Origin of the sequence: Nonomuraea longispora (assembly GCF_004348345.1) — a bacterium.
Classification (GTDB): domain Bacteria; phylum Actinomycetota; class Actinomycetes; order Streptosporangiales; family Streptosporangiaceae; genus Nonomuraea; species Nonomuraea longispora.
This window is the reverse complement of the sequence record NZ_SMJZ01000098.1, coordinates 1-18,945: the sequence shown is the minus strand read 5'-3', so window position 1 is coordinate 18,945 and position 18,945 is coordinate 1. Positions and strand designations below refer to the sequence as shown.

The window sequence follows — 18,945 nt, the reverse complement described above, 5'->3', positions numbered from 1 at the left end:
CCTCCTTCTAGAAGCGGCGGCGACGGCCGACTGCGGGCAGCACGCTCTCGTGGCTGCCGAGGAAGTCCAGCAGCAGATCGCCGAGGGGGCCCGGCGCGTCGAGCGGTATCCAGTGGCCCGCGCCGTCGATCCGCTCGTACCGCCACGGACCGTGGACGAAGCGGGCCGAGCCGGTCATGGCCTCTTCAGCGATCAGCCGGTCACCCGACGACCAGACACCGAGCGTGGGCGCGTGGACGGGCAGCGTGGCCCTGGCGGGGGTCAGTTCGAGGGCGGGCGCCAGATTGGCGCGGTACCAGTTGAGTCCCGCCGTCAGCGCCCCCGGGCGGGCCAGGTCCGCCACGTAACGCTCGACGTCGCCCTCCTCGGCCACGATCTGCCGCATCAGCCGCCAGTCGTCCGCCCGCAGCAGCTCCTCGGCCACGTCCGGGAACTGGAACAGCAGCACGTACCATGACCTGGCCCGCTGCTCTATGGAGGGCGACAGGCCGGTCGCCGGATGCCCGACCGACAGGGCGACCAGGTGGTCCACCTTGGCCGGCATCATGGAGGCGTACATCCAGGCCACCGCGGCGCCCCAGTCGTGTCCCACCACGTGGGCCCGCCCGCCGGCGAAGAGAGCCGCGATCTTGGCCACGTCGCTGACCGCCATCGGCAGCCGGTACGCGGCCACGTCCGCCGGCCTGGACGACGCGCCGAATCCGCGCAGGTCCGGCGCGATGACCCGGTACCCCTCGGCGACCAGCCGGGGAATCTGGTGCCGCCACAGCGTCGCCGAGTCGGGAAACCCGTGCAGCAGGATGACCGGCCGCCCCTCGCCCGCGACGGTGACCGCGAGGTCGAGGCCGTTGACCTTGACCACTTCCACGCTGTGGCTCATGGTGCCTCCTCGATCCCCCAGCGGTTCCAGAAGGTGCGCTCGCCGGCCGGGACCCGGGGGGCGGGCCGGAAGTCGGTGCCGACGGTGTAGGCCACCGGCAGCACGCAGATCGGCGTGACGACCTCGGGGATGCCGAGGAGCTCGGCGAACGGGCCGGGGAACATCAGGTTCATGCAGGTGATGGTGCTGCCGAGGCCCCGGCTCCTGAGCGCGAGCTGGAAGGACCAGATGGCCGGGTAGATGGAGCCGTAGAAGTTGCTGGCCATCATCGCGCCCATGCGCGAGCGCGAGCGGATGTCGTCGGGGTCGAACCGGTAGCCCCGCCCGGTCCACTCGGCGTCGATCCTGCCGATGTCGGGCGGCCTGCCCACCATGCAGGGCACGACCAGCACCGGGACCTTGGCGATGAGCTCCACCACGGAGTCGGCCGAATCCTGCAGGCGCCGGCTCTCCGCCTCCCTGCGGCCCCTGCGGGAACGGGTCCCCCGGTAACGGTCCAGCCACCGCGCCTGGCGGAACTGCTCGGCGACGCCCAGCCGCACCTTCTCCTCGGTGATGACGATCCACCGCCAGTGCTGGAGGTTCTGCGCGGTGGGTGCCTGTACGGCCAGTTCCAGCGCCTCGCGCACCACCTCCGCCGGCACCGGCCGCTCGACGTCCAGGCGCCTGCGCACCGAGCGCGTCGTCGTCAGCAGCCGATCGACCTCGCCCAGGTCGAAGAGGGACGCCCGGCCGGCGACCGTCATGCCGGTCCTCCGAGCACTACCGCTCCACGGACGGAGCCGATCGCGCCGGTCAGCGCCACGGCCGCGGCCACGTCCGCCGTCGAACCGGGGCTGGTGACGTAGCGGGTCCGTGCGCCGATCTCGGGCTCGGCCAGCCCGTTCACCGGCGGAACGACTCCCTCGCGCACGGCGAGGGCGGCCACCGCGAGGTTCATCACGCCGGAGGCGGCCTGGCAGTCGCCGGTCAGGGCCGCCGGGGCGGTCACCAGCGCGTCCGGCAGGCAGGCGGCGAGCGCTTCCGCCTCCGCCGCGTCCTGCGACCTGCCGTCGGCGATCCCGACGGCCAGGCCCGGCTCGCGGTCGGCCCGATCGACCGCGGCGGCCAGGCTGCGCTCCACCGCCGCCGCCTCCCCGGCGGACCCGCGCCTGGCGTGCGCGGTGCTCAGCACCCTCGCGTACGGTACGCCGCCGCGCGCGTCGCAGTGCTCGGCCGACTCCACCACCACCGCGACGGCGGCGGCGCCCGGCACCATCCCGTCCCGTCCGCGGTCGTAGGGCCGGGCCGAGCCAGTCGCCGACAGGACGCCGCCCGCGGCCAGCGCCCGGTACATCGGCTCGTTGAAACCGTCGGCGGCCAGCACGACGACCACCTCGGCCTTGCCCGCCGCGATCAGCTCCAGCGCGCAGTCCAGGGCCAGCGACGCCGACACGCCGCCGTGGCAGATGGTGGTCGTCTCGCCGCGCAACCCCAGCGCCTGGCAGACCGCGCCGCCGGTGGCGTTCAGCACGACGCTGGAGAAGTCGAGGACGGAGGTGTGCCTGGGGTCCTTCGCCACGCTGCGGTCGAAGCCCTGCACGGCCTCGGTGGAACCGCCGGCCGTGGCGAAGACCAGGCCGACCTCGTCCAGGTCGGACCTGCGCAGCGCCAGCCCGGCGTCCTCCCACGCCAGCCGGGTGGCCGCGGTGGAGAGCCGGGACAGGTTGTTCATGTGCCGCCACACGTTCCTGGGGGCGTAGGACCGCCCGTCGAGCGAGGGCGCCTGCGCGCCCGCGCCGGCGGGGTGCCACGAGGTGTCGAAGGCGGTGACGGGCGCGATGCCGGATCTGCCCTCGGCCAGGGCGGCACGCCACTGCGGCACGCCCACGCCCAGCGCGGACACCGGGCCGAGCCCGGTGATCACCGCCGGCCGCGGCGGCCGGACCGCGCGCCCGCCGCCACGCGGCTTGCGCAGGACGACCGAGACGTTGTTGCCGCCGAAGGCGTAGTTGTTGGAGACCACGACGTCGACCGGGGCGGGACGCGGCAGGTTCGGTACGAAGTCCAGGTCGGCGGCGTCGATGTCGGCCTGGTCGAACCCGGCGGTGGGCGGCACCATGTCCTCGCCCAGCGCGAGCACGCCGGCCAGCGCCTCGATCGCGCCCGACGCGCCGAGCGTGTGGCCGACGAACGACTTGACGCTGCTGATCGGCACCTGGGGAGCCCGCTCGCCGAAGACGGTGCGCATCACCTTGCGCTCCATCGCGTCGTTGGCGGGGGTGCCGGTGCCGTGGCCGCACACGTAGTCGACGTCACCGGGCTCCAGCCCGGCCTCGCCCAGCGCACGCCGCACGGCGCTCGCGCCGCCACGGCCCGTCGGGTCAGGGGCGGTCGGGTGGTGGGCGTCGGCCGACAACCCGTAGCCGGCCACCTCGGCGAGGATCACGGCTCCCCTGCGCAGCGCGTGCTCCTCCGACTCCAGCAGCAGGAACGCCGCCCCCTCGCCCAGGCTGAGCCCATCGGACCTGCTGTAGGGGCGCGTCGGGCCGGGGCTGAGCGCCTGCAACCCGTTGAAGCCCGCCGTCACGTCGAAGAGCAGCGGGTCCAGCCCGCCCGCCAGCATGACGTCCGCCTCGCCGGTCACGATCTTGTCCCTGGCCAGGCCCACCGCGTTGCCGCCGGCCGCGCAGGCGGTGCTGACCAGGATCCGCGGGCCGAGCGCCCCGATCCGCTGGGCGATGAGGTCGAGCGAGGCGTGCATGGGCCGGTAGTTCCATTCGCCTCGCGGGTTGCGGGTCTTGCGTGCCGCCACGCACCTGCCGAGGACGACGCCGAAACGTTCGCCGTCCGTCCCGCCCGGGTCCAGCGCCCCGTGCGCGATGGCCTGCTGCGCGGCCACCAGGCCCATCCGCGAGTCCCTGTCGAGCTCCAGGTCCGCGCCGGAGAGCTGGTCGATCAGCCATTCGTCGGGAATCTGGCCGGCGTACGCGGAGTCGAAGACCGCGTACGCCGGATCCTGGATGGGAGTGATCGCGCTCAGCCCCGACAGCAGCCGCACCCAGAACTCCTTGGGATTCCTGCCGCCCGAACAGACGATCCCGAGACCGGTCACGGCAACGGAATGAAACTCCACCGGTGGCCCTTTCCTAGGAGATCGGGGTGATCCAGCTCTTGGGGCGGACGTACGGCGTGTTGAGCGTCTCGACCTCCAGCCCGCCCTCGTGGTCGATCGTGAAGGGCAGCCCGGCGGCGGCGAGCGAGACCTCGATCCGCATCAGGCCCAGGACGGCGCCCAGCCGGCCGCTGACGACGGCGTGCACCACGGAGCCGACGGGCCGGCCGTCCGCGAGCACCCGGGTGCCGCGCGGCGGCGGTGTCCCGTCCGGGGCACCGGCGAAGCCGATCGTCTGGACGGCCGCGCCGCCTTCGTACTCGGCCATCATCGCCGCACGGCCGGTGAACGACTCCTTGCCGGAGTCGACCAGCCAGTTCAGCCCTTGCGCGATCACACCGAGCTCGTCGGTCACCTCACGCTGCATGATCGGCTGCCGGATCTCCAGCATGGCCGTCTCCACCGCCTCCAGGCCCACGGGGGTGGCGTCCACGGAGGCGCTCTTCCAGAAGGCACGCGCCGTGTCGTGGTCGGCGATGACCTTGTAGCCGTATTCGCCGGTGACACCGGTGCGGGCGAGCAGCACCGGCCTGCCGCCGAACTCCGTGTCGGCCGTCGACTCGTACGGCATGATGGACAGGCTCTCGCCGAAGACCTGGGAGATGATCCGCCAGGCGCTCGGGCCCTCCAGGCCGACGACCGTCAGCTCGCCACTGCGGTCGACGAGCTCCACCCCGTCGTCCGCACAGGCGGTCATGTGGGCCCACAGCCGCTCACCGCCGCCGACCGAGCTCTCCAGCAGCACACCGCCGTCCCGGCCGTAGACGGTGACGATGTCCACCACCCTGCCCGCCTCGTCCAGAACCAGGCTGCAGACCGTACGCTCCCCGGCCAGATATTCCACATCCCTGGTGAGCAGACGCTGCAACCACTCCACGTGGTCCCCACGCACCTCGACGAGGCGGCTGGTGCCCCAGTCGATGAGGCCGACGCCGTCACGCAGGCTCTCGTACTCTTTACCTGGCTCCTCACCCGGGTCGGACATCCGCCAGACGACCTCCGCTCCGGCCATGGTCTGATATTCGGCGCTGTCGGGGTGAACCGCTCGTAACGGTGACGTGCCGTGCGTCACGGTGGTCATCTGCTGCCTCCTACCGAGGTCGTACGTGCGTTGCTGGAGGGGCGGTCGGAGTAGGCGGCGGTGAGCACGCCGGTGACGACCACGTCGTCCGCGACCTTGCCCTCACCGCGGAACTCGCTGACCCCGTTCGCGCCGGCGATGTGCTCGACCCTGAGGATGAGCTGGTCGCCCGGCACGATCATCTTGCGGAACCTGAAATTGCGCAGGCTCGTCAGGTAGCCGTCGACGCCGCCGCCCTGTCCTCGGCCGGCCCGCTCGACCGCGCAGGTCAGCAGCGCGAGCTGGCACATCGCCTCGACCGCGAGGACGCCGGGCAGGACGACCTTGCCCGGGAAGTGGCCGACGCACCACGGCTCGTCAGCGGTGACGTTCTTCACCCCGACCGCGCTGACACCGGGAACGACCTCGCGCGCCGCGTCGAGCATGAGCATCGGCCAGCGGTGCGGAAGGAGCCGGGCGATCTGGTCGCAGTCGAGGGCGAGCGGGGCCGCGGGGTCCGTCATGCCTGCAGTTCGAGCTCGGCCTGCCGGCGGCTGCGCCGCAGCTCCGGCTCCACCGAGTTGGCCAGGGTGCTCACCGAGCCGAACACCGAGATCTGGCTCTCGTACAGCGCCACCCCGAACTCCACCTCGATGCCGACGGCGAGTTCGAGGAAGTCGAGGCTGTCGAGCTCCAGCCCGCGCCCGAACAGTGACTGGTCGTCGGTGATCCACTCCGGGTCCATCGTCAGGTCCAGGCGCGTGACGATCATTTCCTTGATGCGGGAGCAGGTCGCGCGCCGGCGCTCGACCTCCGCGCGCATCTCCTGAATGTCCATGCTCTGTACTCCTTGTGGGTGCTGCACCGGCTACGGGAGGTCGCCGACCACGAAGCCGCCGCCATGTACGTCGTAAACCGAGCCGGTGATGTACGAGCCGCGGCTGGAGGCCAGGAAGCTCACCAGGTAGGCGACCTCCTCGGGCTGCGCCAGCCGGCCGAGGCCGATCTTGGAGCGGTAGTGTTCCCGTCTGGCCGGGGAGATTCCGTGCGTCATGTCCGTCTCCACGAACCCGGGGGCCACCACGTTGACCCTGATGCCGCGCCGGCCGACCTCCGTCGCCAGGGTCCTGGAGAAGGCGATGATGCCTCCCTTGGAGGCCGCGTAGTTCGTCTGCCCCGGCTGGCCTCCGTAGACGCCGGCGGCCGAGGAGATGGTGACGATGGAGCCGCTGCGGTGGTGCTCCATCAACCGGACGGCCTCCCGGCAGGACAGGAAGGTGCCTGTCAGGTTGACGTCCAGCACCTCGCGGAGGGTCTCCGTCCTCATGGTGATGAGGTGGCGGTCCCGGACGATGCCGGCGTTGGACACCAGCACGTCCAGGCGGCCGTACGTCTGCCTGATCCACCGGAACAACTCGCGGACCGACTCCTCGTCGGAGGCGTCGGCCTTGACCACGGTGACCCGCCCGCCCGCCGACTCGATGAGCCGGACGGTCTCCTTGGCCGCCTCCTCGTCCTGCCGGTAGGTCGCGATCACCTCCGCGCCCTCGTGGGCCAGGTCCACGGAGACGGCCCGGCCGATCCCCTTGACCCCACCGGTGACCAGGGCCACCGTGCCCGCTGGGAAGAGCATCGGGACTCCTCTCGTGCTCGAAGTGCGGGCCTGCCGTGCCGCCCGGCGCAGCGGGCGGCACGGCAGGCCCGCGGCGTGGCTAGGTGACGGCGATGGAGGCCAGTACGGGGCTGGGCGAGGGGTAACAACCCGACGGGGCGATGATCGGGTCGGGGTCGAACGGCACCACGGCGGTGACGCGCAGCCCGGGATCGGCGTAGCTGGTGCCCTTGACCTTCATCTGCACGGTTCCGGTGGTGTTGCCCGCGGTGGCGTTGATCCTGATCTGCGGCAGGGTCACGGTCGTGCCGGCGGTCAGTGGTCCGGGCACCTTGAGCGTCACGCTGTTGGTGGTGGTGGTCACCGTCGGAACGCCGGAGCCGATGTTGGAGCCGCCGGACAGGCTCGCGCCCGTCACGGCGGCGGGGCCGGTGAACTGCAGCGAGAGGGTGAAGTCGCGCAGCTCGGTGATGGGGGCGCCGCTCACCTCGGTGGGAACGGTGTACGGGGCCGACGTTCCGGTGCCCGTGAACGTGGAGAGACGTTGGACGGACGTGGGTGTGTTCGACGTGATCGTCTGCGAGGTGGTGAAGGCGATCCCGTCGAAGGGCCAGTCGGCCTGGCAGGCCAGCGACACCGGCGTGGTGGTGACCGCGGCATGGGCCGGGGCCGAGTAGAGCGTGGAAGCTGCGACAAGCGCGGTACCGACGGCCACACTTGCGATGCGGTGCGATTTCCTTATGCCCATGAATTCCTCCCGCGCTACAGAATGGAGCTGGATGATCCATGGAGGGTCCACGCCGCATACACGTCAGGTCCACACACCGGTACACGCCCAGGAAAGGGCGCTGTTCCACCGTTAGCATGCGTGGGTGTGGATATCTTCGAGGCGCTGTACACGACACGCGCCATGCGGAGGGTGAAGCCGGACCCTGTTCCCGACGAGGTCCAGCGGAGCATTCTCGACGCGGCCGTACGCGCGCCCAGCGCGGGCAACGAGCAGAGATACCGATTCGTGCTGGTGGACGACCAGGCGGTCAAGGAGCAGTTCGCCCCGCTCTACCGTGACGCGCTCGCCAGACTCTTCGCGGGCCCGTACAAGGAGCTCGCCCGAACGGCCGGGGAAATGGACGGCCGGCGTTTCTTGACCTCCGCTCGATATCTGGCGGACAATTTCGAGACGTATCCCTTGTTGCTGTTCGCCTTCTCGACGGACACCTCGGGTTCCTCAATCTTTCCCGCCGTGTGGAGCGCCCAGCTCGCCGCCCGCGCGCACGGCGTGGGCAGCACGCTGACCACCGTGCTCGGCATCTACCACCCGACGGCGACGATGCGGATCCTGGGCGTGCCGAAGCCGGAGGGCTGGCGGCCGTCGTGCATGGTCACCTTCGGCTATCCCACCGGCCGCTGGGACGTCGCCGTCCGGCGCCCCGCCTCGCAGGTCAGCTACCGCAACCGGTGGGGAGCCGGCGTCGGCCTCGATCTCGATGAGCCTGTCTGGCGGCCGGACGCCTGATGGGCCGCTCCCGTCCGCGCCGGCCGCGTCTCCTTCGCCGGGGGCATTCGTGAGCCGTCTGACGGACCGCCACGCGGTGGTCACCGGAGCCGCCTCGGGCATCGGCTGGGAGATCGCCAGGCTGTTCCACGCCGAGGGAGCCGCGGTGTCGCTGATCGACAGCGACGGGGAAGGGGTGCGCGCCCGCGCCGCCGAACTCGGTGAGCGGGTCTTCACCGCGTCCGCCGACGTCACCGAGGAGGTCGCGCTCGAACGGAGCCTGGACGCCGCCGTGCGCGCCTTCGGCCCGCCGCGCGTCTGCGTGAACTCCGCGGGCGTGAGCGCCTTCGGGCCGATCGCCCGGCTCACGCTGCGCGAGTGGCGCCGGGTGGTGGACGTCTGCCTGACCGGGGTCTTCCTCAGCGTCAAGCACGAGGCCCGGCGCATGACGGGCGGCGGGTCGATCGTGAACATCGCCTCGCTCACCGCGCGCCGGCCCGCCGAGGGCTTCGCCGCCTACTGCGCCGCCAAGGCGGGCGTGGAGATGCTCACCCAGGTCGCCGCGATGGAGCTGGGAGCCGCGGGCATCCGGGTCAACGCGCTGGCCCCGGGGGTGGTGCCCACCCCGTTGTCCGCGACGCTCACCGAGCGGCCGCTGCGCGACGGGTTCGTCGCCGCCACGCCGCTGGGCCGCATGGGGGAGCCCGCCGACATCGCGCCCGCCGCGCTTTTCCTGGCCTCGGACGAGTCGTCGTGGATCACCGGTGACCTGCTCATGGTGGACGGAGGCGCTCACACGAAGGGTTATCCCGACGTGCGGGAGTATCTGCGGAACTCCCGGCGCGGACGGCGCCGCTGACGTTCACCGCGTGTTTCGCCCTTTGCTCGGTCATTCGCGCCGAGAACGACGGGGTCCGGTACGGCACTTTTCCCGGGCAAACGCTTGCTACCACACGTAACAGAACAGAACAAGATCTTGACCCGTGGCAGGGTGGCGGATATCTTCACGAGCGGTTGGATAAATAGCAGATTCCTCCATCGGGGCCGAAGGTCTGCACTGGATGCTGCGCCAACCACGCAGAGCACAATCCCAACGACTCGCAGGCATTCCGGCCTCTCCCACGTCGCCGCCGACAGCCGGTCGCGACGTGAACCGGACTTTCGGCTTGCGAAAAAGGAGAGGTGTTGTGCTCACCCCGCCGTCGCCCCGTCCCCAGGACCAGGAACCCACGGCCTACGTGCGCCGCCCCGCTTTTCACCTGCTCGGCAACGTCAGCGTCCGCCTGAGCACCGGCGACCAACTGGCGTTACGCCCCAAACACCGTCAGTTGCTCGCGCTGCTGCTCCTCCAGGCCAACTCCCCGGTGCCGACCGAGGCGCTGATCGAGCGGCTCTGGGACGGCACACCACCCGCCTCGGCGTTCGGCAACCTGAAGACCTACATATGGGAGTTACGCAGGTCGATCTCGCCGCACGACCCCTCGGCGGCGCCGATCGACACCGTCTCCAACGGCTACCGCGTCACGGCCGACGCCGGCAACCTCGACGTCATCCGCTTCAGGCAACTGGCCCGCGAAGGCCACCAGGCCCTCGGCCACAACGACCACATCACCGCCTGGGACCGCTTCGACCAGGCCCTGCGAACCTGGAACGGCCGGGCGCTGCAGGACTCCCGCACGCTCAGAGCGCTGCGCGACGAGTCGGACCGCCTCGAGGAGCAGCGCGTCAGCGTGGTGACCGAACTGGTGGATCTGCTGATCGCACGCGGCGCGTACGCCGACTCCATCGATCGCCTGCACTCGGTGATGAACCCCGGCAAACCCAGGGAGCGGCTCTGGGGCCAGCTCATGCTCGCCCTCTACCTCGACGGCCGGCAGATCGAGGCGCTCGGCACCTACCAGCAGTTGCGCCGGCTGCTCATCGACAGCGCCGGGGTCGACCCCACCCACTCGGTCCAGCGGCTGCACGAGCGTATGCTCTCGGCCGACGTCACTCTCGGCGTGAGCTGGCGGGGTTCCGCGGGCGCCACGATCTTCTAGACAGCCGAACACGTTCTCGTACAGACTTCTGCAGTGCCCGGACACAAGCGCATGCACGGTGATCTCGCCCGGTCGTTGGCCTTGTTCCGGGCGTTCCGGTCCGAGCCGTGCGCGCCCGAGACCTTCTACACCACGCTCGCCGCCGACACCGCGGCCCTGCTGGGGCACTACACCCGCCTCGCCGGTACGACCGTGCTGGACGTGGGTGGCGGCCCCGGATACTTCGCCGCGGCGTTCCGGCGCGAGGGCGCCCGCTGTGTGTGCGTGGACATCGACGCGGGAGAGCTCACCGGTACGGGCGCGTCCGGCGGCGTGCTGGGCAGCGCGCTCGACCTTCCCCTCGCCGACGGGTCCGTGGACGTCTGCTTCTCCTCCAACGTGCTGGAACACGTTCCACATCCATGGCGGATGGCGGCCGAGATGGCCCGCGTCACCCGGCCCGGCGGCCTGATCTTCCTGGCGTACACCAACTGGCTGTCCCCCTGGGGCGGGCACGAGACTTCGCCCTGGCACTACCTGGGAGGCGAGCGGGCCGCCTGCCGGTGGGAGGCCAGACACGGCAGGCCGCCCAAGAACCGCTACGGGCGGACCCTCCATCCGGTCTCCGTGGCCGACGGCCTGCGCTGGGCCCGCTCACGTGAGGACCTCCAGGTCGTGGACGCGCTGCCCCGCTACCTGCCCTGGTGGTGCCGCCCGGTGTTACAGGTGCCGATCGTTAGGGAGTTCGCCACGTGGAATCTGGCCCTGGTCCTGCGCAAACGGCCCTGAACGGCAGGAACCCCGCCCTCGACGGCATCCGCGCGCTGGCCGCGCTCGGCGTGTGGGTGCTGCACGTGGGCGGCCACACGAACGTCGTCCACCAGGACGGCATGGTCGCCTGGATGGCGAGCCGCCTGGGCATCGCGGTGCCGGTCTTCTTCCTGCTCTCCGGCCTGCTGCTGTACCGGCCGTGGGCCAGGGCCGTGCTGGAGGGCGCGGCGCCGCCACGGACGGGCCGCTACCTGTGGCGCAGGGCCCTGCGGGTGCTGCCCGCCTACTGGCTGGTCACCGTGCCCGTCCTGCTGCTGTGGAGCTCGCCTGATCATGCCGACTGGCTCGCGTGGGTGCTGCTGCTGCAGAACTACGCCGAGGACCAGCAGGCCACCGACGGCCTCTACCAGATGTGGACGATGCCCGTCGAGGCCGCGTTCTACGTGCTGCTGCCGGCGCTCGCCTGGCTGCTGCACCGGTGGGCGCGCGGGGGTGACCGGCCGGTCAGGCTGCTGGCGGGCATCGCCGTGCTGCCGGTGGTCTCCTTGGCCAGCGTGGTCGCCGCGGACGCCTTGGACCAGCGGCAGCTCGCGCTCTTGCTGCCGCACCACCTGATCTTCTTCGCCGCCGGGATGGCCCTGGCGGTGTTGTCGGTGTGGATCGGCCGCAGCGCCGCGGTCGCCGCGCTCGCTCCGCAGTCGCTGGTGCTGGCGCTGCTGCTGTACGCGGTGCTGAGCACGGAACTGGCCGGGCCCCGTACGCTGACGCTGCCGACCATGTCGCAGGCTCTGTGGCGCATGGCGCTGGAGGCGTCGGTGGCGGTGCTGGTCGTCACCCCGTTCGTGCTCGGCCTCGGGCCCGGCTCGCTCGCGTACCGGGTGCTGGGCAACCCCGTCATGGCCTACATGGGCCGCATCTCCTACAGCTTCTTCCTCTGGCACGCGCCCGTGATCACGCTCTACTACAAGCTCACCGGCACCCCCATGTTCACGGGCGGCTTCGTCCGGGTGGCGATTCTCACCTTCGTCGTCACGGCGCCTCTGAGCGCCGCCACCTACCACCTCGTGGAGGCGAACGCGCTGCGGCTCAGTCGGCTCGGGCGAGCGCCCGCTCCGCCGCCGGGGCCACCGTCTCCTCAGCAGGCGGCTCCCGCCCCGTGACGAGTCCGCCGGCCAGCGCGCCGACGGCGGCGCAGGCGGCGAGCTGCGGGAGCTGGTCGGCGAGCAACCCCACCTCCAGTCCCTGTTCGCGCAGCGCCATGGCCGCGGCCAGGCTCAGCGTCGCCACCCCGAACAACGCCGCGGGCGCGTGGTGGGCCCAGGCCGGCCTGACCCCCGGCCAGAGCGCCGAGGCGGCGGCCGCGATCGCCACGAGCATGCCCGGCCAGCCCGCCACCCATCCGCCGAAGGCCGCCGCGAGCACGATCGTGTACGGCGCCCGCCACCGCGACACGCGCGTGGCCGCCGCCGGAGCCGTGTGCCACACGTGCTCAGGACGCGGCCCGCGCAACACCAGCGCCCCCAGCGCGAGCAGGCCGATGCCGGCCAGCCCGAAGGCCAGGGCCATCCGGTAGAGCCCGTCGGGCACGTACTCGAGGCGGACCACGCCGGACGTGCCCGCGGGCACCACCCACGCCTGCTTCCAGCCGTCGAGCCGCGCGGGGGTGAGCGTCCTGCCGTCGATCGTGGCCCGCCAGCCCGGGTTGTAGTTCTCGTTGACGACCAGGAACGTGTCCTTGGGCGCGGTGACCTGGACCTGCCGCTCCGCCGGCGTCCACGAGCCGGCCACGGCCTGCCCCTCGACGCGACGGGGGAGCGCGGGCCGCTCGCCTATCACCAGCTCGGTGACGGCGAACGGCTCCCAGCCGGCCACGCGCACCCGGTTGTCACCGGCCGCCAGCTCTGCCCCGGAGCAGCCGGTGATCGTCACCGGCCGCTGTTCCAGCAGGTCGGCGTGGGTGCCGGTGACCTTGGTCGGCACGGCGGCGCCGTTCACCTCGAGTTTCGGCCCCATCCCGCACGGCAGCCGGAAGGGGATGCCGGCCGGCCGGCTCGCCGGGCTGACGCCGGGGATCACCAGCTCGGTGATCTGCAGTTGCTCCGAGACGGGGAAGAAGCGTAGCTTGAGCCGTTTCGTGGTGACCGGCTTGAAACGCAGGAAACCGTCCTCGTCCACGGTGCCGGTGCGTACCCGGCCCTTGTCTCCCATGGCGATGACGTCGAGCCGCCCCCTGTCGCCGCCCGGCCTGGCGACCTGGATCTGCGAGACGCGCTGCGGCTTCTTCCAGCCGATCGTGAGCGCCGGCCGGGTGTCGTGACCTGCCGGGACCCAGGTGGTGCTCGCGTCGGCGTCGAACGCCGCCCTCGGGGCGACCACGGCGTGCTCGCCCATCTGGGACGAGCCGGTCACGGTGGTCAGATCGCTGCCGAGCCGGCTGTAGCGCTCGATCAGCGCCGGGTCGCGCAGCACCGCCGAGCCCCGCACGTCCGCCGTACGCTCGGCCTCGGCCGTGAACGACCGGTCGAACCCGGCGCCCTCCTCCCCCGGCCTGGCCAGCGTCGGGTTGCAGATCCACCGGTCCCTACCCCGCATGCAGGCCGGGCGCGCGTCGAGCCCCGAGTCCATCACGTACGCCTCCCCCGCGCCGGGCAGGCGGATGGTCCGGCTGGGCGTCACACCCGGGATCGCGACCTCGGAGATGCCGACCCGGTCGCCGAACCTCCACGGCTTGGCTGACGTCGCCAGCACCTCGATCCGCATCCAGTTCGTCCGTCCCGGCGGCGTGCGCAGCCACTGCGGCGTGCCGGGCGGCCCCACGTCCTGCACCAGGCGTCCGCCTTCGGTGACCACGGCCACGCGCTCGACCGTCCGGCCGAGCAGCACGTTGTCGGTGAAGGTGATCATGAACCTGGGGACCGCGAGCCTTCGCGGCAGGTCCACGCGGAGCCACTCGCCCTCGGGCGGATCCCAGCCACCGCTCTCCCAGCCGGTCCCGACATCGCCGTCCAGCGCCGCCCATGGGCCGCGGGCCGCGCTGCTGGTGCCGGGCACCGCGCCCGCGTCGGCGACGGAAGAAGAGGCCGTGACGCCGGAGACGCCGTCGTACTCGGCGGTGGCGGTGTCGTCCAGCCAGCCGTCCTCCAGCACGTCCAGCTTCCTGACCTCGGTGAAGTCGGCGCGTCTGTCGGCGGGCAGGGTGGGCGTCCAGTTCGACCGGATCTCGCCGAACTGCCGCTCGCGCAACCGCAGCGCGTCGCTCACCACCACCGGCGCCTCGTACTTGTTCCCGTCGTCGTTGACCAGCACAGGACCGTCGCCCAGCAGTCCCTGGTCGGCCATGGTGAGCAGCGAGTCCGGGCCGCCGCGCACCCGCACGGCCTGGTCGGCGGGCTGCACGCTCACCGGCTCCGACGCGCCCGCCACGTGGTACAGCTCCAGCGCCGGATGCGGCCAGTCGACCGTCTCCACCACGTCGTCCCCGGCCGTGTCGCCCACCTCGCCGCCGAACGAGCGCACCTTCGTGATGCCCGGCGACTCGCGCAACGCCTCGTGGATCCGGCTCGGCCAGGCGCCCTGGAGGTGGTGACGCATCAGGTCGTTGCGCACCAGCACGTGGTGCACGCCCATCCTGCGCAGCACCTCGGTCAGCCCTGCGGAGCCGTGCCCGGCGGCGAGCCGCTGGTCGACGACGTCGAGCAGCCGGGTCAGGCCGACCGACCCGGCCGCAGCCACCTGCCTGGTGGTCCAGCGGGCCTGGAACAGCGGCTGCATGGGGTCGTCCATCGGCCGACCCCAGAGGTACTCGCCGAACTTGGCGCCAGGCACCACCAGCACGCCCTCGTCGCCCGCGTGCTCGTTGACCCAGGCCGCCGCCTCCTTCCAGTAGAGCGGCACCTCCTTGAACGAGCCGGGCGCGGCCAGGCCCTGGTTGAGGACCGGCAGGACGAGCGCGGCGAAAGCGGCCACGGCGACCGCCCGCAACCGCAGCCGCGCCCCCGCCAGCAGGTGGGCCAGCCCGAAGGCCAGCGCCAGCCGCACCAGGGGGTCGAACTTGCGCAGGTTCCGCAGCGGCGCGAGCGGCCCGTCGAGCAGCCACCGCACCGGCTCGGCCACGACCGGCTCCAGCGCGCTCGCGTGACCCGCGACCATCGCCGCCGCGCCCACCAGGAACACCGCGACGACGAAGCCCCTGGCGGGCAGATCGCGCCGGGCCAGCCCGGCCAGGCCGAGCGCCGCGATCAGGCCGGTGACCAGCACCATCGCGGCCGAAGTGGCGATGGCGTAACCGGGCGGCTGCTCGGCCACGCCGCCGACCGGCAGGTAGCGCACCCAGTCCGCGGCGCCGCGCAGCACGTTGGTGAGCGAGGTGACCTGCGTGGTGGCCGCGGTCGTCTCGGTGTAGGGCAGGAACGAGAACGCGTACCGGCCGACGAGCAGCAGCGGCAGCCACCAGAACAGCGTGGCCACCGCAACCGCCGCCGCCCACCAGCCGAGCAGCCGCCAGCGCGGCACCGGCGCCGGGCGCGTCAGCACGTACAGGACCGGGACGACGAGCACGGCCAGCACCGCCGCCGCGTTCACGCCGCCGCAGCACGCCACCGCCAGCGCCGACCTGATCGCGCCCCTCGCGCGCCGGCCGGTCCCGGCGGCGGTGAGCAGCGGAATCAAGATCCACGGCAACATCGCGGCCGGCAACCACTCGACCGAGATCTCGCCGAGGATGGACAGCGCGCGCGGCGCCAGCGCGTAGGCCAGGGCGGCGGCGATCCGGGCGCCCGGAGTGCCGATCCCGAGCCGGCCGGTCAGCCGGGCCACGCCGAGGAAGGCCACGCACATCAGCAACGTCAGCCAGAGCCGCTGCGACACCCACGCGTCCAGCCCGGCCACCTCGCCGAGCGCGAAGAACGGGCCCATCGGGAACAGGTAGCCCGCGATCTGGTTCTGCAACTGGCCGAAGTGCTGGACGTCCCAGAGGTGGGCGGCCCGCTCCAGCCAGCCGATCGGGTCGAGCGCGAGGTCGATCTTGGTGTCGGAGACGATCCGGCCGGGCTCGGTGGTGAACGCCAGCACGGCCAGGCCGAGGCAGCAGATCGCCAGCCACAGCCGGTGCCGCGTTCTCACGCTCACGGCCACGTCCGCCGCGGCGCCCTTCACCGCCTTCTGACCCTCTGCGGCGTTCTTCACCGCCTTCCCGCCCGCCGCGGTGCCCTCCGTCGTCTTCTCGCCCGCCGCCTCCCGGGCCTTGCTCCGCCGGCTCCGCGTCACGGCCACGGCTCCTCGTGACCGGGGGCGGCGGCGCGGCCCTGGAGCAGGGCGAACATGCGCGCCACGCTCCGGTCCCACCGGAATCGGGCCGCCCAGGCGCGGCACCGCTCGCCGTAGGCGTCGTACTGCCCGCCGTCCATCTCGTCGAGGGCCGCGGCCACGCCCTTGCCGAAATCCGACCCCTCGGGCAGCAGCCAACCCGTCTCGCCGTGCCGTACCGCGTCACACAGCCCGTCCACGTCGAACGCGACCGTCGGCACGCCGAGGGCCGCGGCCTCCAGCACGGACAATCCCCAGCCCTCGCCCTGCGAGGCCGTCACGTGCAGCCAGGCGCCGGCGACCAGCCGCTGCTTGGCCTCCTCCGGCAGGTGGCCGTGCAGGGTGACGCCCTCGGGCAGCCGGGCGCGCAGCCGCGCCTCCTCGGGTCCGCGCCCGATGATGTCGACGTGCAGCTCCGGGCGGCCTTGCCTGAGCTGCGCCACCGCGTCCAGCAGGAGGTCGACGCGCTTGTGCGCGACCAGCCGGCCCACGCAGACCAGCCGCGCCGCCGGGCTCCGTCCGGCGGCCACGACCGGCTCGTGCACACCGTTGGGGACGAGGTGGATCGGCCCGGTCCACCCCAGCCGCTCGCGCATCGCCGCCGCGGTCGAGGGCGACACCGCCACGCTCGCGTACCGGCGGTAGGTCCACCGTGAAACCGGCCCTTCCAGGAATCTCCCGATTGCCGCCCCCCACCGTGGCAGGTGCACGCCGAACTGCCGGTCGTGTACGTGGTGGATCACGCAGAGGACGCGGGTACGGCGGGGCAGCACCCACGGGGTGAAGAACGGGATCCCGTTCTGGCAGTCGAGCACCGCGTCGAACCGGCCGCGCCGGAGCAGCAGCCAGGCGAGCACCAGGGGATAGACGGTCAACGGACCACCCATGCGGACGAACCGTACCCCCTCGACGTCCTCCCGCCGGCGCTGCCCGGGGGCGCGGGCCGTCACGAAGCACACCTGGCTGCCCAGGGCGGCCAGGCGACGCGCCATCTCCCAGGCGTACGTCTCGGCGCCGCCGGCGGCGGGGTGCCACGGGTCGCGCCAGTTGACGACGGCGACACGCAGACGGGCGACTTCCCGTACGTTCACGGAGATCCGACGGGGTCGAGCGGGTGCTCCCGCAACGGCCGGGCGGCGGCCCGCGCCTCGTGGCGCAGCGCCAGCCAGATGCGGCCGAGCTCAAGCAGGATGCCGGCGCTGTGCCGGGCCGGGGAGAAGCGCGATCCTGGCATGTCACGCCATCGTACGGGGATCTCCCGCAGGACCGCGTCGCGCTCGGCGCACCGGGCGAGCAGTTCGACGTCGAAGGTGAACCCCGGCGTGCGCAGCCCGGTCGCCACCTCCCGGACCAGCGGCCCGTCGAAGAACTTGAACCCGCACTGGGTGTCGCTCACGCCGGGCACGATCACCCTGGCCAGTCGGCGGAAGACGGCCGCGCCCAGCTCGCGGACCCGGCTGTGCCGGTTGTCCACTTCGGAGAACGGGTGCGCACGCGACCCCACGACCACCCGCTCGCCGCACAGGAGCAGGCCCACGGCCACGTCGATGGTGTCGAGGTCGGTGGCCATGTCGGCGTCGCAGAACCCGACGAGGGGCGCTCGGGTCCGCAGCAGACCGGTGCGCACGGCGGCTCCCTTACCGGGAACCTGGCACTGTGTCAGGGTGACCGGGACCACGCTCGGCGGCCGAGCTCTGACGATCTCGGCCGTAGCGTCGGTGCTGTTGTTGTCGACCACGACCACGGCGCTGGGGAACGGCATGCCGGCGAGCTTCGCGCACAGTCGCAGCAGCCCTTCGGAGATCCGCCGCTCCTCGTTGTACGCGGGGACGACGATCTCGAGCAGTGGCGACGAGCTCGCACTGCCTGGACGAAAGGGCGCCATGGGTGCCTGGACTACCGCGTGCCGTAGTTGTAGAGGGGCTTGTTGACCGGCGTCGCGGGGGCTCCGGTGAGGGTGACGGTGGTCACCGTCGCCACGAGTGCCGCCACGGCGGTTCCTATGATCGCGGCCATGAGGATTTTGATCATCGAGCCCATCTCCTCGTACAGGAACGAAAGGGAGAGCGATCTTAACCTAGAACCAATTCTTGCTACTCGGAAGTAGTTTGCGGGAACGTAATCAGAGCGATGACCGCCCTCAGCGGGCCCCGCGGGGGTCAGGCGAGCCGGTACAACCGCAGCTCAGGCGTGTTCACCAGGAGCCTGGCCTGTCGGAGCCAGGACGCGAAGCGCCGCAGCTCGGCCGGCGTCCCCGCGTCCACCACGACGTACCGGAACCCCGCTCCGGCCAGATCAGGCGACGGACCGGCTATTACACGTTCTACCGAGCGGGCCCGCTCGTCCTCGCTGCCGACCACCATCCCGTCGACGCGCACGGTGTCGGCGGCGACCACATCCCGACCGGGGGCGGCAAAGAAACGTTGTGCGGGGTCGAGCACGGCCCGGTTGTCGTTCCACGGGAAGCGGCGGTAGGACTCGAACGGGAGGATCAGGACGTCGCCGGGCTCGGCGTCACTCCTGATCACCTCCCGGGCGGCCGTCCAGCCGCTGGGATAGCCGACGGCCTCCAGCGCTCCCGCCGCGCCCCACGCCATCGTGGGCAGCACGGCGAGCGGCGCCAGCACCAGCGCCCCCACCCACCTCCCCGC

17 protein-coding genes and 1 pseudogene are annotated in these 18,945 nt (G+C 72.1%); 5 read left to right on the top strand and 13 right to left on the bottom strand.

The window, feature by feature from the left end; genetic code table 11:
- Positions 1 to 7: 7 nt before the first annotated feature.
- From E1267_RS24215 to E1267_RS24180, 8 genes are all read right to left on the bottom strand, one after another.
- Positions 8 to 880: an alpha/beta fold hydrolase gene (locus E1267_RS24215; RefSeq protein ID WP_132335235.1), complete on the bottom strand. Its 873-nt coding sequence runs from the start codon at positions 878 to 880 to the stop codon at positions 8 to 10.
- On the bottom strand, positions 877 to 1,626 hold the full coding sequence (locus tag E1267_RS24210) for a nitroreductase family protein (protein ID WP_132335233.1): 750 nt from the start codon (positions 1,624 to 1,626) through the stop codon (positions 877 to 879). Before E1267_RS24210 ends, E1267_RS24215 begins: the two co-directional genes overlap by 4 nt.
- Positions 1,623 to 3,974, bottom strand: coding sequence for a beta-ketoacyl-[acyl-carrier-protein] synthase family protein (locus E1267_RS24205; RefSeq protein WP_246064207.1), 2,352 nt, complete (start codon positions 3,972 to 3,974; stop codon positions 1,623 to 1,625). Before E1267_RS24205 ends, E1267_RS24210 begins: the two co-directional genes overlap by 4 nt.
- Before the next feature lie 34 nt (positions 3,975 to 4,008).
- On the bottom strand, positions 4,009 to 5,115 hold the full coding sequence (locus E1267_RS24200) for an aminomethyltransferase family protein (RefSeq protein ID WP_132335229.1): 1,107 nt from the start codon (positions 5,113 to 5,115) through the stop codon (positions 4,009 to 4,011).
- Complete coding sequence (gene fabZ, locus E1267_RS24195) at positions 5,112 to 5,618, bottom strand: 3-hydroxyacyl-ACP dehydratase FabZ (protein WP_132335227.1); 507 nt, start codon at positions 5,616 to 5,618, stop codon at positions 5,112 to 5,114. The genes E1267_RS24200 and fabZ overlap by 4 nt, the downstream gene beginning before the upstream one ends.
- A complete protein-coding gene (locus E1267_RS24190) occupies positions 5,615 to 5,932 on the bottom strand; it encodes an acyl carrier protein (RefSeq protein ID WP_132335226.1) in 318 nt (105 codons plus the stop codon). The genes fabZ and E1267_RS24190 overlap by 4 nt, the downstream gene beginning before the upstream one ends.
- A 30-nt stretch (positions 5,933 to 5,962) precedes the next feature.
- Positions 5,963 to 6,727 (bottom strand): 3-oxoacyl-ACP reductase FabG, encoded by a 765-nt coding sequence (gene fabG / locus E1267_RS24185; RefSeq protein WP_132335224.1) that lies wholly within the window; start codon positions 6,725 to 6,727, stop codon positions 5,963 to 5,965.
- Between the two features lie 79 nt (positions 6,728 to 6,806).
- On the bottom strand, positions 6,807 to 7,421 hold the full coding sequence (locus E1267_RS24180; RefSeq protein WP_132335222.1) for a cyclodehydratase: 615 nt from the start codon (positions 7,419 to 7,421) through the stop codon (positions 6,807 to 6,809).
- Positions 7,422 to 7,580: 159 nt separating this feature from the next.
- On the opposite strand from E1267_RS24180, the gene E1267_RS24175 reads away from it, so the two are divergent.
- From E1267_RS24175 to E1267_RS24155, 5 genes are all read left to right on the top strand, one after another.
- Positions 7,581 to 8,222 (top strand): nitroreductase family protein, encoded by a 642-nt coding sequence (locus E1267_RS24175; RefSeq protein ID WP_132335220.1) that lies wholly within the window; start codon positions 7,581 to 7,583, stop codon positions 8,220 to 8,222.
- 49 nt (positions 8,223 to 8,271) lie between these two features.
- Positions 8,272 to 9,060, top strand: coding sequence for an SDR family NAD(P)-dependent oxidoreductase (locus E1267_RS24170; protein WP_220449651.1), 789 nt, complete (start codon positions 8,272 to 8,274; stop codon positions 9,058 to 9,060).
- Between the two features lie 328 nt (positions 9,061 to 9,388).
- The gene (locus E1267_RS24165; RefSeq protein ID WP_161714666.1) at positions 9,389 to 10,240 is read left to right on the top strand and encodes an AfsR/SARP family transcriptional regulator; all 852 of its coding nucleotides are present in this window, start codon (positions 9,389 to 9,391) and stop codon (positions 10,238 to 10,240) included.
- Positions 10,241 to 10,291: 51 nt separating this feature from the next.
- Positions 10,292 to 11,008, top strand: a complete 717-nt coding sequence (locus E1267_RS24160) for a class I SAM-dependent methyltransferase (protein ID WP_132335256.1) — start codon at positions 10,292 to 10,294, stop codon at positions 11,006 to 11,008.
- A complete protein-coding gene (locus E1267_RS24155) occupies positions 10,972 to 12,150 on the top strand; it encodes an acyltransferase family protein (protein ID WP_132335214.1) in 1,179 nt (392 codons plus the stop codon). The genes E1267_RS24160 and E1267_RS24155 overlap by 37 nt, the downstream gene beginning before the upstream one ends.
- Here the strand turns inward: E1267_RS24155 and E1267_RS24150 are convergent.
- From E1267_RS24150 to E1267_RS24135, 5 genes and pseudogenes are all read right to left on the bottom strand, one after another.
- Positions 12,077 to 16,255: an alpha-(1->3)-arabinofuranosyltransferase domain-containing protein gene (locus E1267_RS24150; protein WP_165959761.1), complete on the bottom strand. Its 4,179-nt coding sequence runs from the start codon at positions 16,253 to 16,255 to the stop codon at positions 12,077 to 12,079. The two genes, E1267_RS24155 and E1267_RS24150, sit on opposite strands and share 74 nt — an antisense overlap.
- Positions 16,252 to 17,385 (bottom strand): glycosyltransferase family 4 protein, encoded by a 1,134-nt coding sequence (locus tag E1267_RS24145; RefSeq protein ID WP_246064206.1) that lies wholly within the window; start codon positions 17,383 to 17,385, stop codon positions 16,252 to 16,254. Before E1267_RS24145 ends, E1267_RS24150 begins: the two co-directional genes overlap by 4 nt.
- Positions 17,382 to 18,179, bottom strand: a complete 798-nt coding sequence (locus E1267_RS24140) for a glycosyltransferase (protein WP_132335210.1) — start codon at positions 18,177 to 18,179, stop codon at positions 17,382 to 17,384. The genes E1267_RS24145 and E1267_RS24140 overlap by 4 nt, the downstream gene beginning before the upstream one ends.
- Before the next feature lie 11 nt (positions 18,180 to 18,190).
- A complete protein-coding gene (locus E1267_RS47365; protein WP_269128883.1) occupies positions 18,191 to 18,325 on the bottom strand; it encodes a hypothetical protein in 135 nt (44 codons plus the stop codon).
- 128 nt (positions 18,326 to 18,453) lie between these two features.
- A pseudogene (locus E1267_RS24135) lies at positions 18,454 to 18,945 on the bottom strand (hypothetical protein); the annotation flags it as partial.

Excerpts from the sequence above, each read along its gene's own strand:
- E1267_RS24215 (WP_132335235.1), bottom strand. The coding sequence starts at position 880 with ATGAGCCACAGCGTGGAAGTGGTCAAGGTCAACGGCCTCGACCTCGCG.
- E1267_RS24210 (WP_132335233.1), bottom strand. The coding sequence starts at position 1,626 with ATGACGGTCGCCGGCCGGGCGTCCCTCTTCGACCTGGGCGAGGTCGAT.
- E1267_RS24200 (WP_132335229.1), bottom strand. The coding sequence starts at position 5,115 with ATGACCACCGTGACGCACGGCACGTCACCGTTACGAGCGGTTCACCCC.
- fabZ (WP_132335227.1), bottom strand. The coding sequence starts at position 5,618 with ATGACGGACCCCGCGGCCCCGCTCGCCCTCGACTGCGACCAGATCGCC.
- E1267_RS24190 (WP_132335226.1), bottom strand. The coding sequence starts at position 5,932 with ATGGACATTCAGGAGATGCGCGCGGAGGTCGAGCGCCGGCGCGCGACC.
- fabG (WP_132335224.1), bottom strand. The coding sequence starts at position 6,727 with ATGCTCTTCCCAGCGGGCACGGTGGCCCTGGTCACCGGTGGGGTCAAG.
- E1267_RS24160 (WP_132335256.1), top strand. The coding sequence starts at position 10,292 with ATGCACGGTGATCTCGCCCGGTCGTTGGCCTTGTTCCGGGCGTTCCGG.
- E1267_RS24140 (WP_132335210.1), bottom strand. The coding sequence starts at position 18,179 with ATGGCGCCCTTTCGTCCAGGCAGTGCGAGCTCGTCGCCACTGCTCGAG.
- E1267_RS47365 (WP_269128883.1), bottom strand. The coding sequence starts at position 18,325 with ATGATCAAAATCCTCATGGCCGCGATCATAGGAACCGCCGTGGCGGCA.